The organism is Erythrobacter sp. NFXS35 (genome assembly GCF_040148725.1).
In the GTDB taxonomy this organism is placed as follows: domain Bacteria; phylum Pseudomonadota; class Alphaproteobacteria; order Sphingomonadales; family Sphingomonadaceae; genus Erythrobacter.
In genome coordinates, this window is the sequence record NZ_JAGDEB010000003.1 from 406,848 (window position 1) to 421,572 (window position 14,725).

At 64.1% G+C, this 14,725-nt stretch carries 13 protein-coding genes; 2 read left to right on the forward strand and 11 right to left on the reverse strand.

All coding sequences use genetic code 11. From position 1 onward, the window contains the following. Positions 1-38: 38 nt before the first annotated feature. From J3454_RS13495 to J3454_RS13525, 7 genes are all read right to left on the reverse strand, one after another. Entirely contained in the window at positions 39-866 is an 828-nt protein-coding gene (locus J3454_RS13495) for a TrbG/VirB9 family P-type conjugative transfer protein (RefSeq protein ID WP_349514282.1), read from the reverse strand. Next, on the reverse strand, positions 863-2,059 hold the full coding sequence (locus J3454_RS13500) for a TrbL/VirB6 family protein (protein ID WP_349514283.1): 1,197 nt from the start codon (positions 2,057-2,059) through the stop codon (positions 863-865). Before J3454_RS13500 ends, J3454_RS13495 begins: the two co-directional genes overlap by 4 nt. Then, positions 2,056-4,500, reverse strand: coding sequence for a VirB4 family type IV secretion/conjugal transfer ATPase (locus J3454_RS13505; RefSeq protein WP_349514284.1), 2,445 nt, complete (start codon positions 4,498-4,500; stop codon positions 2,056-2,058). The genes J3454_RS13500 and J3454_RS13505 overlap by 4 nt, the downstream gene beginning before the upstream one ends. Before the next feature lie 12 nt (positions 4,501-4,512). Next, entirely contained in the window at positions 4,513-4,797 is a 285-nt protein-coding gene (locus tag J3454_RS13510; protein WP_349514285.1) for a VirB3 family type IV secretion system protein, read from the reverse strand. Further along, positions 4,794-5,093 (reverse strand): TrbC/VirB2 family type IV secretion system protein, encoded by a 300-nt coding sequence (locus J3454_RS13515; RefSeq protein WP_502878611.1) that lies wholly within the window; start codon positions 5,091-5,093, stop codon positions 4,794-4,796. The genes J3454_RS13510 and J3454_RS13515 overlap by 4 nt, the downstream gene beginning before the upstream one ends. 41 nt (positions 5,094-5,134) lie before the next feature. Next, on the reverse strand, positions 5,135-5,767 hold the full coding sequence (locus J3454_RS13520) for a lytic transglycosylase domain-containing protein (protein WP_349514286.1): 633 nt from the start codon (positions 5,765-5,767) through the stop codon (positions 5,135-5,137). A 180-nt stretch (positions 5,768-5,947) separates the two neighbouring features. Beyond that, complete coding sequence (locus J3454_RS13525) at positions 5,948-6,361, reverse strand: tetratricopeptide repeat protein (RefSeq protein WP_349514287.1); 414 nt, start codon at positions 6,359-6,361, stop codon at positions 5,948-5,950. Positions 6,362-6,681: 320 nt separating this feature from the next. On the opposite strand from J3454_RS13525, the gene J3454_RS13530 reads away from it, so the two are divergent. After that, positions 6,682-8,250 carry a beta-helix domain-containing protein gene (locus J3454_RS13530; protein WP_349514288.1) on the forward strand — a complete coding sequence of 523 codons (1,569 nt, stop codon included), beginning with the start codon at positions 6,682-6,684 and terminating at the stop codon, positions 8,248-8,250. A gap of 103 nt (positions 8,251-8,353) precedes the next feature. Next, positions 8,354-11,089, forward strand: a complete 2,736-nt coding sequence (locus tag J3454_RS13535; RefSeq protein WP_349514289.1) for a TonB-dependent receptor domain-containing protein — start codon at positions 8,354-8,356, stop codon at positions 11,087-11,089. A 155-nt stretch (positions 11,090-11,244) separates the two neighbouring features. Here the strand turns inward: J3454_RS13535 and J3454_RS13540 are convergent, their stop codons facing one another. The 4 genes from J3454_RS13540 to J3454_RS13555 form a co-directional block, all read right to left on the reverse strand. Further along, on the reverse strand, positions 11,245-11,919 hold the full coding sequence (locus J3454_RS13540; RefSeq protein ID WP_349514290.1) for a response regulator transcription factor: 675 nt from the start codon (positions 11,917-11,919) through the stop codon (positions 11,245-11,247). An 86-nt stretch (positions 11,920-12,005) separates the two neighbouring features. Beyond that, entirely contained in the window at positions 12,006-12,758 is a 753-nt protein-coding gene (locus tag J3454_RS13545) for an SDR family NAD(P)-dependent oxidoreductase (RefSeq protein WP_349514291.1), read from the reverse strand. Positions 12,759-12,760: 2 nt separating this feature from the next. Further along, positions 12,761-13,903 (reverse strand): acyl-CoA dehydrogenase family protein, encoded by a 1,143-nt coding sequence (locus J3454_RS13550; protein ID WP_349514292.1) that lies wholly within the window; start codon positions 13,901-13,903, stop codon positions 12,761-12,763. Between the two features lie 90 nt (positions 13,904-13,993). After that, the gene (locus J3454_RS13555; RefSeq protein WP_349514293.1) at positions 13,994-14,725 is read right to left on the reverse strand and encodes a class I SAM-dependent methyltransferase; all 732 of its coding nucleotides are present in this window, start codon (positions 14,723-14,725) and stop codon (positions 13,994-13,996) included.

Here is a 14,725-nt window from a genome sequence, read left to right on the forward strand (position 1 = left end):
GTGGAACTCCCTGACAGGATGGAACAGGCGGCTGGGCATCATTTTGCCCCCTTCTTGCGCGGAGCCGACAGCCCGGCGCTGCGGGCCGAACGCGGCGCCGGGCCGGTGTTGGTGAGCGTGGCGGTGTCGCGGCCCGAACGCAGGATGAACTGCGGAGGCACGCCGTCGACGACCACGGTATCGCCGCGCACAGTGAAGTTGACCGGGCCTTCATCGCCGTCCTCGTTGGTGACGAGGATTGCGGGGATTGCGGTGCCAAGCGGCCACGTGAGGAACACCGCCTCGCCATCGTCATAGGCGCGCGACGGGATCAGTTCGGCGGTTCCGGCGCTGGCCCATGCGAAGTTCAGGCTGGCCGGATCGGCCACCGCATAGGGATCGCTGGCGGCGGCCATCTCCGCCGGGCTGGCAGCGAGCCGCGCGGCCTCGACCTCGGCCTCGGCCTCAGCAGCGGCGGCAAGGCGCGCTTCCTCGGCGGCCTTTTCCAGTTCGGGATAGCGGAACTGCAGCACGTAAAGCGGGGCGTTCTTCGGGCTGGCGACCAGATCGAACAGGTAGGTGCGCCGGTCGGTCACCACCGTCATGTTGGTGCGCGCAGACGTCTCCAGCGGTTTGACGAACAGGATGTCCTGCGCCTTGTTGGGCTGCACCTGCCATGCCGTGGAATCGCCGATCGCGACGTTCTCGATCACCTCGTCGGGGGCGAACTTGATGGTGGTCTGCACCAGCACCTTGCCATCGATCCGCACCACGGCGGCTTCATCGAAGACCAGCGTCCTGAGGCGCGGATCGTCTGCCATTGCAGGCGCGGCAAGCGCGAGTGCGGCGGCGGACAGGGTTAGCCGAATAATGCCGGCGCGGGTCATTGGTATTTCTCCGAAGGGGTGGCCGCAGCGGGTTTGGGCGCAGCGCTTCCGGCAGAGCGGAAGCGGTTGCCGATGCCGCGGGTGCGTGACGTTGCGGGGTTGAGCGGGCTGACCTGCCCGCCCCCGCCGCTGGTCGCATAGACGCGGGTTTCACGTGAAACATTGGCGGGGCCAGTATCATTGGCGGCATAGGCGGGCGCAGCGGAGCCGACATCGACCCTGCGCGCGGCCATGCCTGCGCTGGCCGGGGCGACATTCATATTGCGCGGCGCGGTGGACGTGACCGCCGTAGCCACGGGAGCCGCGCGCGCGCTGTCGCTGCCGCGCCCGTGATCCTTGTCCGGCACCAGACCGAACACCTGCCAGCCGCTCACCATCGTGCCCGCGACCTTCAACGCCATGAACATCAGCGCCATGTGTACCGCGCCGACAAGGAAGAACGCCATCGCCGCCTGCTGATCGATCTGCCCCGGCACCGCCACCAGCGCAGCCAGGATCGGCACAGCGAGTTCCAGCATGATCGACCCGCCCAGCACCGCGAACAGCGGCGCCAGTGCCATCATCGTCAGCCCCTTGAGCCAGCCGGTGAACAGCCCGCGCGTGCCTTCGAACAGCGCCAGCACCACGAAGATCGGCCCCAGCGCCAGCAGCAGCGCCAGCGCAATCCGCGCCGCCACCAGCAGGCCGACCGTGCCGAGCAGCAGCAGCATCGCCCCCAGCCACATCATGCCCGGCGGCGAAAAGGCGTTGATATCGGTCGTCGGCCCGCTCGCCTGCTGGATCGCGAGAAACACCACGTCGAGCTTTTGCGCGAACACGGCTGTGGCGGATTCGCCACTGATGCCGGTAAGGATGCCCGCGACCTGATCCGGCCCGCCGATGAAAATGTTGTAGAAGATTGTCGAGAAGGCCACGAAACTCGTGGCGAAACCCATCACCAGACCCAGCGTGATCACCTTGGGCAGCAGTGCGCGCACGCCCAGGTTTGACCGGCCCAGCATCAGCGAGATGGCGAAGAAGCCGACATAGAGCACCAGCATCAGCGTCAACGCGAAGGTCAACTGGCCCTCGGTGCCGAACAGGCGGTTGAAGGCCTGTTCGGACATGCCGCTGGCGATGCAATCCACCGCTGACAGCGCGGCGGAAACGCCGGTGCCCATCGACTGAGCGGCAAGATCGCACGCGGTGCTCATTCCGCTGCCTGCCAGATGGGCGAACCGTCTTCGTCCAATGCGCCATCGGGCCATTCGCGTCCGGTCAGCGCCGGATACCACGCGCTCGGCTCGTCGCCGACCGCCTCGCGCAGCAGATCGAGGCGGCGCACCGCGCTTTCGCGGCCCGATAGGATCGTCAGCACTTCGGGCGCGCCCGACAGGTCCAAACGCACCACCACGCTCGCATCCGGCTGGCGCACGAGGAAGCAGCGCGAATGCGCGGGCAGGCTGCGGATCAGCGCGAATTCGTGATCGGTCAGGCCGAACCCGTCGCAGTAATCCTCCGACCGCGCGCGGCTGTTGGGCATGAACACCATTGTCGCGGTTTGCTCGACCAATGCGGTGGAAATGCGGCTGTCGAGCGCATCGCGGGCGGACTGTGTCGCAAACCCGACCAATGCATTGCGCTTCCGCAGCGTCTTGAGCCAATCGCGGATGCGCGCGGCGAACACCTCGTCATCCAGCGCCTTCCAGCCTTCATCGATCAGGATCATGGTCGGCTGCCCATCCAGCCGCTCGTCGATGCGGTGGAACAGGTACATCATCGTCGGCGTGCGCAGGCGCGGGTTTTCGAGCAGCGCGGTCATGTCGAAGCCGAGCACGCGTTCCGACAGGTCGAGCCGGTCGCGTTCATTATCGAACAGCCAAGCATGTTCGCCGCCGTCCCCGCTGGCGCTTCCGATCCATGCGCTGAGGCGATCCGCCAGATCGCCCGGTTCGGGACGACGGGCACCGGCCAGCAATTCCTTGAAATGCCGCAGCCGGCGCAGGGAAGGATCATTGGCATAGGTCGCGTCGACAGCGCCGCTGACCAGCGCGAATTCCTCCGGCCCCTCGGCCTTCAACAACACGCTCAGCCAATCGCGCAGGAAGGCGCGGTTGGCGGGGGTATCGGGCAGCGACAGCGGGTTGAACCCGGTCGGCTCGCCCGGAGCAATGCGATCATACCGCCCGCCGATCCCGCGAATGAACAGCTCCGCGCCGCGATCCTTGTCGAACAGAATGGTGCGCGGCTTGAACTTCTGCGCCTGTGCGGCGAGGAAGTTCATCACCACGGTCTTGCCCGAACCGCTCGGACCGATGACCGAGAAATTGCCCAGATCGCCGTGGTGGAAATTGAAGAAGAACGGCGTGGCGCTGGTTGTCTCCAGCAGTGTCACCGCATCGCCCCAATGGTTTCCGCTCGCCTGCCCCAGCGCAAACCCGTGGAAGCTGCCAAAGCCTGCCATATTGGCCGAGGAAATCAGCGCGCGGCGCACGATATATTCCTCGTTCCCCGGGAATTGCGCCCAGAACGCCGGTTCGAGATTCGTATCCTCTCGCACTGCAATCGCGCCGGTATCAGCGAGCGCGGCGGCGCAGGACGCCATCGCGTCATCGAGCCTGCCCAGACTGCGCTCGCGCACCAGCACGGTAAGGTGATGATCGCCGAAGCCAACCGCGCCGTTGCCCAGCGCATCACGCGCCGCCATCATTTCGCCACGCTCGGCCGCGGCTTCCTCGTCCACCGAGCGCGAACGCCGCAATGCCAAGTCGATCCGCTCCTTCGCCGTGGTGCGTTCGTTGGGGGCGTAGCTCTCGGACACGACCATTTCGAACGGCAAGCGTAGCAGATTGTCGAGCAGGCCGGGCGATGTCGCTTCGGGGTAATCCTTCAGCCCGAGGATCGCGGCAAAATCCGGCTCAGCCGATCCGCGCAGTTCCATTGCATCGAGCCCGAAGCTGGCGCGGCGATAGGGCAGCATATGGCCGATATCGGTTTCCGGCGACGGGCGGCGCACCGGACGCATCTCGCCATTATACAGCGCCGAGAGCAGTTCGAGCATTTCGGAGTTCGTGCCGCCGCGCTCGGAGCCGGGCGCCTGATAATCGCCCAGCACCGCCGCGCCGTAATTCTGCAAGCTGGCGACCAGCCCGGTGATCGCGGCCTTGAGGCTGCGGATGTCCTTTGGATCGGCTTCGAGTTCCTCTTGGCCCCGCCGCGAGAACAGCTTGCTCATCCGCTCGGGCAGGCCCGTCTTGCCGCGTGCGGGGCGGCGGATCAGAGTGACGAACTGGTCGTTGATGAACAGCGACCCGCCTGCGAGCCGCTGCTTCCAGCGCGCATCGATGTGGCGCGACAGGGCATCGGGGAACTCCGCGTCCAGTTCGACTTCCACCCGGCGGCGGATGACGTGGTGATACATCACGAACCGCGCATCGAGCGTGGAGCGCAGCATCACCTCACGCGTGGCGGCGTGGGCGTTGAGCGCATCGCTGTCTTCGGTTTCGAACAGCAAACCGGGCACCTGAATGGCGCTCATGACGCTGCCATCGCGCAGCAGCACGGTGTTCTCGTCCACCAGCCGCGCATACGGCAGCCGGTCGCCGACGCGGGCTTCCTTGGCGCTCCAGGCGGCGGCTCCGATCCATTTCACCATGACGAGGTGTCCTCAGGGCGCATAGGAATTGCATCCCCAGCGCTTGAAATTGGGCACGCGCGGGCATTTCGAAACCTTGGTGATCCACAGGTCGAAAATACGCGGTTCGCGCAGCGAAGCGAAATAGCCGATCACGTGCATCACGATCGGCACCGGAATGATCCAGAAGCTGTCGAGGATAAGGAAGGCAATCGTGGTCACCATCAGGTTGATGATGAAGAAATTCATCGTCACGCCTGCGAACATCTGCGGGCGGGTGAGCGCACGGTGCACCGGTTGGCGGACGAGGTCGGTCATATTCCGCTGATGCTCGCTACGAGCCTCGGCGCGCCGAAGATAATGAAAACCCCGACAATCACGGTCCCGCCATAGCGCCAATTCATTCGACCGGTCAGCATCATAAAGCCGACTCCGGCGACGGCCATCACTGCAAGACTGGTCGCCACCGGGCCGAGCAGAATATTCTGCATCCACAGGAGCGCGTTTGTGATCGGATCATCGCCTTGCGCATTCTGCGCCGACGCGGCGGCAGGAGTGAGCGCCAGCATCAGCAGCGCGGCAATACGAACAGGAAGGCGGAACATCGAATTCATGAAGGGTCTCATCATCCTTGGATCGGGTTGGCGCGGCAGGATCACTGGCCCGGCACGCGCGAATGGCTGGCGAGGCGGCCGATGATGGCCGCCACGTATTGTTTGGTCTCGCGAATATTGGGAATGCCGCCTGCCCGCTCGACGCGGCCCGGCCCGGCATTGTAGGCGGCCAGCGCCATTTCCAGATCGCCGTCGAACCGGTCGAGCTGTTCGCGCAGGTAACGCGCTCCGCCTTCGAGATTCTGGAACGGATCGTTCGAGTCGACCCCGAGATAGCGCGCCGTCCCCGGCATCAGTTGCGCAAGCCCGCGCGCGCCCACTGGCGAAACGGCATCCTCACGCCAGCGGCTTTCCTGCCACACCACCGCTTCGAGCAGGCTGGGCGACAGGTCGAACCGGGCGGAAAGCTCGGCGATCTTGGCGGTGTAGCGCGCCGGCACTCCGGCGGCATGGCGGGCCGGATCGACAATCGCGAATTCGGGAACGGACACCCCTTCGACCAGTAACGGCGCTGCCTGACCGCCTGCCTCAGGTGCTACCGAAGCGCCCGCCATTGGCCCAGTGACCCAGCGCGCACCATCGGCGCCGAGTTCGAGCACGTCGGCGCGCGCCGCAACTGCGACGCACAGCAAGGTGGCAGCAATGGTGACGCGGCACGCCGCGGCGAGAATCATGCGAGTTCCCTCCAGAATGTCCCCCTTTGTCTATCCTAAATGACAGGCAGGTGACAGTCTCGCGCGTGCAGGGGTTTCTACCCCTCACCCGCAGCTGGCGGCGGGCAGCAAAACGGGCGGGCCGCACCTCTGGCAGCCCGCCCGCAGCGGCTGGGTTGGCGGGCCTGTGGCCGCCGCCTGTTACTTGTTGTTATAAGTCAGTTGTTCGCCGCGCGCAGGCTCGGCCCGGAAATCGCCGCGCTCCAGCATCCTGATCGCTTTTCGAGCCAGCCGGCGCGAATCCGTAGCTGTGCCGTCGGCGGTATCGAGTTCGACGACCTCGTGGCAGGTCAGCGCCGCCTCGAATGCGGCGCGCGCCTTGGCATCGTCGCCCTTGTGGGCATAGGCGATGCCAAGATTGATCAGCACGGCCGGATCATGCGGATCGGCCGCACTGGCGCGCTGAAGCACGGCCAGCGCCTCATCCTCGCGTCCGGCTGCAAGCGTCTGCGCGGCAAGATCGCCGCCGGATGTGGCGGACTGAAGCTGCGCCTCGGGTGCATCGGCAAGCGGCGTGGCGACAAACAAGGCGATCGCGAAAGCGGTGACGGACATGGGCTGGGCTCCTCTTCCAGTTCTGGGAGCATAGTGACTCAGCTTTCGCGGGAATGCAACAAAACCGTAATAATGTCTTTTTCCTGTAATTTACTGCCTCAGACCATTGTATTTCCGTGTTTTCCCTCTGTAGCATTCGTCAATCACGCACACGCCAATCTAGTCATATTTGTCTTTCTTCAGTCATAATGACGTAAATGCCTCCGGACTGTCATGCTGCAAGAATTCTGTCACGCAGCCCCCCTAGCGAAGCGACGCGCATTCGAATCTCGGTATTCGCGCTTTTGTCTGATTCTCGGTTTTTGAGGGGACCGCTCGCTGTGAAAAACATTCAACGCACTCTCGTCCTGGGTTGCAGCCTGGTCGCTCTGGCTGGCTGCGGCGCGGACGAAATCGTCTCGCCCGGCACCAGCGGCGACATCATCATCAACAACCCGGCACCGACGCCTACGCCCACGCCCACGCCGACCCCGACTCAGTCGCTGGTCACGCCGGCGGCCGGTTGTCCGACCATCAACACTCCGGGCGGCCTGACCGACGCCGGCACAACCACCGCCACGCCGACCGGTACTTACCGGATCTGCCGCCTGCCGACGACGTTCACCGCCAACGATACCCTGCCGTTCATTTCGGGCCTGCTTTACGAAATCCAGGGCCGCGTGAACGTGGGCGTCGACGAAGGCTTCAACAGCACCGGCACCGAAGTGACGCTGACGGTTGAGCCGGGCGTAATTCTCTACGGCGCAGGCGAAAGCTTCTTCGTCGTCAACCGCGGCAACGCCATTCAGGCCAACGGCACCGCCGATCGCCCGATCGTCTGGACCAGCCGCGACAACGTTCTCGGCCTGTCCTTCGACACCAGTCAGGCCCAGTGGGGCGGCGTTGTGCTGCTCGGCCGTGCGCCGGTTTCGGACTGCCAGGATCTGGTCTTCAACACCGTCGCAAACCCCAATGCCAACCCGCAGTGCGAACAGCAGCTGGAAGGCACCACGGTCGCGACCCCGTTCGGCGGCACCGATGACGCCGATTCGTCGGGCTCGTTCACCTTTAACCAGATCCGCTACTCGGGCTTCGAACTGCAGCAGTCCAACGAACTGCAGTCGCTGACCACCGGCGGCACCGGCTCGGGCACCACCATCAACAACCTGTTCTCGTTCAACAGCTCGGATGACGGTGTCGAGTTCTTCGGTGGCTCGGTCAACATGCGCAATCTCGCCGTGATCGGCGCTTCGGACGACTCGCTCGATGTCGACACCGGCGCGCAGGCCAATCTCGAAAATGTTCTGGTGGTGCAGCGCGCCAATACCGGGGACAGCGTGATCGAACTCGATTCGCCGGACGATCCAGGCGACGGCACCCCCGGCAATGCGATCCCGCAGACCCGTCTGCAGGTGAACAACTTCACGTTCGTCCAGCGTTCGAGTTCTTCGGCGCAGGTCGTTCGTGCCCGCGGCGGCGCGGCGCTCGGCCTGACCAACGGCGTCATCGACATCGACAGCGATGCCGATAACTGCATCCGCATCGATGAAGTCATCACGCTCAATGCCTTGATCGGCGTGGATTCGGTGGTTTGCGATGGCGGCACCCGCCCGGTACGCGGAAGTGACGGCGTGACCGATGCTCAGGTTCAGGCAGTTGTCGATGCCGGCACCAACAACAACCTGGCCTTCACCATCACACTGAGCAATCTGGTGGTGAACGGTGCGAACGAGAACGGCGTGACCGCGTTCGATGCGACCGGTCGTTCGAGCTTCTTCACGGACCTCGGCTACATCGGTGCAGTCGAAAGCGATCTGGCGACGAATTTCGGGAACTGGACCTGCAACTCGTCGATCCAGAACTTCAACAGCGCCACGGGTGCCTGCACCTCGCTGCCGGTCTACAACTGATCGCGCCTTTCGGATTGAGGGAGGCGCCGCGACTTGCGTGCGCCTCCCTGTTCCTTTTCCAGCCCGCCCGCCACGGGCAGGGTACAAATTCAAAGGCCTATTCATGAGGGGGTCTAACATCATGTCGACCGGCACGCGCCTGGCAGGGCTGCTGCTCATCACCACATCGCTCACGTTCCCTTCGGTCCTGCAAGCGCAGGCGGCCGAGGCAACACAGCCGGCCGAGGACCAGCTGACCGAGGATGTCGATGGCGTTGATCCCGAAGAAGAGATGCAGCAGCCGGAAATCTCGGTGCCGGGCGGCGGGATCATCGTAACAGGGCGGCGCAACCGCGACCCCGAGCGTAATTCGACCCAGGTGCTCAATGTTCTTACCGAAGAGGATATTGCGCGGACCGGGGAAAGCGACATCGCCGGAGCACTCGGGCGGGTTTCCGGGCTTTCGGTGGTGGGCGACGGGCGCGTGTTCGTGCGCGGCTTGGGCGATCGCTATTCGCTCGCGCTGCTCAACGGTCTGCCCCTCCCCAGCCCTGAGCCGCTAAGCCGGGTCGTGCCGCTCGATATCTTCCCCACCAACGTTATCGCTTCCAGCCTCGTGCAGAAAACCTATTCGGCCAATTATCCGGGCGAATTCGGTGGCGGCGTGATCAATCTCACCACCAAGGCGATCCCGACCGAGGATTTTCTTACGATCAGCATCAGCGGCGGCGGGGATACCGAAACCACCTTCGAGAACGGTCTCACCTATTTCGGTTCTGATTGGGACTCGCTCGGCTTCGACAACGGCAACCGCGATGTTCCGTCGAACCTGCAAACCCTGTTCAACAGCGGCCTGCGCGCAAACGAGGCCGATCCGGCCTTGCAGGAAGCCATCGCCGGCCAGCTCATGCCGCTCAACCTGGTGACGCTGCAGAAAGACAATTCGCTGCGTCCCAACTTCTCCGGCTCGATTGCCGGGGGCGCCTCCTTCGAACTGGGCGACGGCACCTATCTCGGCCTGATCGCCACCGCGTCGATCAGCAATGAACTGCGCAACCGCAGCGTCATCAGCCAGCAGGGCAGCGGGGATCTGTCGCAGCTGTTCTTCGACAGCACCACCTTCATCACCGACGAGAACACGCTGGTGAACGGGCTGATCGGCATCGGTCTCGACTTCGACGAACACACCATCCGCTGGACCAACCTCTATATCCGCGACACGCTCAAGACCGCGCGGCTCGAAGAGGCGTTCGATCCGTTCCCCGGCGCCACCGGTTTCGACTTCATCAACCAGCAGACTGCCTGGTACGAACGCCAACTGATGGACACGCAGCTGGTGGGCGAGTTCGATTTCGGCGCCTTCGATCTCGATCTGCGCGGCGGTTACGCCCGCACCGACCGCGAGGCCCCATTCGACACCACCGTCAGCTATACCCGCACCAACTTGCCGGGCAGCCCTTTCGGCGAAAGTTACGTCGCCTATTTCAACCAGCTTTCGGACGCCGGGATCACGACAGTCTCGTTCGACGATCTCAAGGAAGAGAACTATTCCGCCGGGATCGACCTGTCCTATGAACTGACGGATGCGATCTCCGTCACCGGCGGTTATGCGTTTACGGAAACCACGCGCCGCTCGCTCAGCCGCGAGTTCCGCCCCTTCATCCAGCCCGACACGAGTAACCCCGATCTGGGATCGCTCGATGAACTTGCAGCAATCGCGCTGGGCCTGCGCCGTCCGGGCGACATCATCAATGCCGCAACCCTCGCCGGGTTCGATGTCGAGCTGACGGAAGGCGCGCCGATCCCGATCGTCGATGCCGAGCTTACGGTACATGCCGGCTACGGACTGGTGCGTTGGCTTCCGCTCGACACGCTGACGATCGAGGCAGGTGTGCGCTACGAAGATGGTGTGCAGACCACCACGCCCGATCCGACGATCGGCGTTGCTCCCGGCACCATTCTGAATGCCACCAACATCGAAAACGATTACTTCCTGCCCAGCGCCACCATCACGTGGGAAGCGATCGACAACCTGCAGCTGCGGCTGTCGGCTTCGCAGACGATCGGCCGCCCGCAGTTCCGCGAATTGGTCGAGCAGGTCTACTTCGATCCGGAATCGAACCGCCGCTTCCGCGGCAATCCGTTCCTGCAGGACAGCGAACTGATCAACCTTGAAGGCCGCGCCGAATATTATCTCGGCGGGCGCAACAAGGTCAGCCTGGCGGGCTTCTACAAGGAAATCGACAACCCGATCGAAAACTACCTGATCAACGCTTCTGGCCAAATCCTCACCAGCTTCGCCAACGCTCCGTCGGCCGAACTTTACGGTGCGGAACTCGATCTGGCATACGGCATCGACCTGTATGATTTCGGCGGCAGCTTCTTCGAAACCAAGCAGATTCTGGTCCTCGCCAACTACACCTACACCCAATCGAGCATTTCCGTGGCTGATGGCGACATCGCTCCGGTTCCGGGCAATCCCAACCAGAACGCTGCTAACCTTTTCGATCAAGGGGCGCCGCTGGTGGGCCAGTCCGACCACGTCGCGAACCTTTCGCTGGGTCTGGAAGATACCGAGAAGGTGCAGCAGTTCACCTTCCTCATCAACTATGCGAGCGAGCGAGTGACGCTGCGCGGCGGGTTGTTGCCCGACGTGGTGGAGGATCCCGGCCTGACAGTCGATTTCGTGGCGCGGTCGGAACTCAAGCTGGGCGGAATGCCGCTGGAACTGAGCTTCGAAGTGCGCAACATCTTCGGGCGCGACAATTTCGAGTTCCAGGAACTCAACGGCAACCGGATCGAAATCAACACCTTCGACGTCGGCACCGCCGTCAGCTTCGGGCTCAAGGCGAATTTTTGAGTGATGGCGCGGCCCTTCCGGGCCGCGCCTTCCTCGCTCATGCGGCCTGAAGGCCGCGTCGCTGCGGGCGCGCAGTCGCGCTTACGGACCCTATAATCCCGTTCTCGCGCAATCATCTAGAGTTGTCGGTCAGAGGGTTATACCACCCCCCACCCTCAATTCAGATCGAAGACGTAGCCCATTGATCTCACAGTACGCAGCGGATTGCCGCCGCCTGCGCTTTTGAGGGCGCGGCGCAGACGCCCGATCCACACGTCCACGGTCCGTTCGTCGATCGGGGGCTCGCGCTTGCCCAACCCGCCGATCAGATCCTCGCGCGTCAGCACCTGGTTGGGGTTTTCGGCGAAGAACCGCAGCAGCCGGAATTCGTTAGGCCGCAGCGTGATCGGCTCGCCGTTCCAGCGCGCCTGAAGCGCGGCCATGTCGATGCACAGCGCGCCCGCTTCGAACCGGCTGGTGGCGTGGCGCTCGACTCCGCGCGATTGCAGTGCGAGCACCCGGTCGAGCACCGCAGTGCGCGTCAGCGGGCCGACCACGTAATCATCCGCCCCGGCCCGCAAGGCGCGGCGGCGATCCTCGGGGTCGTTTTCCTCCAGCACCATCGTCACATGGGCATCGGCGGTGCGGGGATCGGCGCGCAGGCGGCGGCACATTTCCAACCCCGCCAGATCGTCCATCACCCAGTCGACAAACGCCCACATCGGCCCCTCGACCAAGCGCCGCGGGCCTTCCGCCCCGAGCCGGTCGAACGTGAATCGCCGCTGATCGTGGACGAAATCATCCAGGCTTTCGCCAAGCTCGCTGGTCAGGAAGATATTGACGACGTCCATGCGTGCCCCGCGCTGTTGTCATAAGCGGAGTTGGCGCAGGTGTGTGACGCGTTCGTGACGGGATTGCAGCAATAAGTAGCGGCCGCTCAGGACAGGGTCAGCCCCCCGTCCACCACCAGCGTCTGCCCGGTGATATAGGCGGATAGCGGCGATGCGAGGAACAGCGCCGCGCCGGCCATGTCCTCGGGCGTGCCGAGGCGGCGCAGCGGGATCGCCTTGAGGCTGGCTTCGCGCCGTTCGGGGTGGTCGGTGGTCACGGATGTGAGCTTGGTCGGCACCAATCCCGGCGCGATGCCGTTGACCCGGATGCCGTCGCGCGCCCACGCCTCGCCGAGCGTCTTGGTGAGGCTCGCCGCGCCCGCCTTCGATGCCGCATAGGCGGGCGTGCCGAGGGTCGACTTGAAGGCGGCAACGCTGGAGACGATGATGATCGCGCCCTTGCTTGCGGCCAATGCGGCGTGGAAGGCGCGGGCGGCGTCCATCACCGAATTGAGGTTGATGTCGACCACCGCATCCCAGCCCTCGCGGGTGAACTCCTGTTTTCCATATCGGACAGTGCCCTGGCACAGCACCAGCACATCGACTCCGCCGAAGTCCGCCGCCAGTCGTCCGGCCGCATCGCGGTCGGTCAGGTCAAGTTGGCGGTAATCCAGCCCGGTGAAATCCGCGTCCTCAGCCTCAAGGTAATCGCCGGAATCGGGCCGCGTTCCGGTGACAGTGACAGCCGCTCCCCGCCCCCGGAAGCCGTGCGCGATGCCGTTGCCGATCCCGCTCGATCCGCCGATGACGAGGATGCGTTTGCCGCCAAAGTCGAGCGGATTGTCGAGGGGCTCGGTCATGCTCAAATACTCCGCGAGATCACTTCCTTCATGATCTCGTTGGTGCCGCCGAAAATCCGCGTCACGCGCGCATCGCGCCACAGGCGGGCGATGGCATATTCGTTCATGTAGCCCGCCCCGCCGTGGAGTTGCAGCGACGCGTCGCACATTTCCCATTGCAGATCGGTGTGCCACAGCTTGGCGGCGCTCGCCTCGGCGGTGGTGAGTTCGCCCGCCAGATGCTTGCGGATCGCCCAGTCCAAATGCGCCCAGCCGACTTGCAGCTTGGCCTTGAGGTCCGCCAGCGCGAACTTGGTGTTCTGGAATTCGAACACCGTCTTGCCGAAGGCCTTGCGGTCCTTGGTGAATGTCACCGCCTCGTCGAATGCCCGCTGCGCCGCTGCCTGCGCGCCGACCGCAATGCCTAGGCGTTCCTGCGGCAGCTCCTCCATCAGATGGACAAACCCCATCCCTTCCGCGCCGAGGATATTGGTCATCGGCACGCGGCAGTCGTTGAAGAACAGTTCGGAGGTGTCGGCGGCGTGTTGCCCGATCTTGTCGAGATTGCGCCCGCGTTCGAAACCGGGCGTTTCGGCGTCGACCAGCACCAGCGAAATGCCCTTGGAGCCAAGCTCGGGATCGGTCTTGGCGACCACGATCACGCAGTCGGCGTTCTGGCCGTTGGTGATGTAAGTTTTCGAGCCGTTGATGACGAGGTGGTTGCCGTCCTTCTTGGCGGTGGTGCGGATGCCCTGAAGGTCGGAGCCTGCGCCGGGCTCGGTCATGGCGATGGCGGTGATGATGTCGCCACTGACCATGCCGGGGAGGTACTTGGCGCGCTGTTCGGGGTTGCCGAGGCGCTCGAAATAATTGGCGGTGATGTCGTTCTGGAGGGTGAAGCCGGCGGACGATCCGAGATAGGACAGTTCCTCGGTCAGCACGCAGTTGAAGCCGAAATCGAGGCCGAGGCCGCCATTTTCCTCCTTCACCGTCATGCACAGCATCCCGGCGTCGCCCATCTTTTTCCACACATCGCGCGGGACGATGCCGTTCGCTTCGTGCTCGTCCATGTGCGGGGTCAGGGCTTCCGCAAAGACCTTGCGCACGGTGTCGCGGAAGGCCTCGTGGTCTTCATTATAGGCGGTGCGATAGGATGTTGCGAGCATGGCGGTTCTCTCCGGAAAAACGGTTTTGATTTGCCACGATAGAAGCCCGCGCGCCCGCAAGGGTCAAGCGCGAAAGTGGGGGTGGGATCGTCAGCCCGCCGGTTGGGCCGTCACAAACGCCATGTTGCCCTCGCGCCGCGCATCGACCGGCGTCGCGAGGCCCGAACCGGACGCGTTCAGCCGCCTGGTGAGTTGCGCAAAACTCCGCGGCACGGCCACTTCGCCCGCCCTGTGCAGCAAGGCGAGGTATCGTGCTCCCAGCCAGCGATCATCGACGAGGCTGCTCAGAAAGATCGCGCCCTCTGGCGCAGTCACCCGCGCCAGCTCTGCGGTCACGGTTTCGAAATCTGCAAACAGGTGCAGCATTCCGGGATTGAGAACAGCACCGAAAGCCTGTTTGCGAAACGGCAAATTGTTGAGGTCGGCCTGAAGGAACCAGAGATGATCCGCCACACCGCCCGTCAAGGCGCGGATGCGGTCGCGGCCCGCAGCGAGCATATCGAGCGAGAGATCGACGAGCACCGTGAGCCGTCCCGATCCGGCATGAACCGCAGCGGTGGAAACCAGCGTGCCGCATCCAGCATCCAGCAGCGGGCCCGATCCGTGCCGTGCCGCAGCCCGTGCGAAAGCGGCATAGGAAGTGGGCGACGTGCCCCACGCAAGCGCATTGTAGAGCCTGTTCCCAATCAGCGCATCATAGGCCCTAGCGCGGCCATCATAGCGTTGGCCGACCTCGCCGGGGGCAAGCACGGACCAGATGTGATCGTCAACCGGCCTTGCTGCGGCGCTTTCGATCAGCAGGGAGGCAAGGGCAGGCGGCAT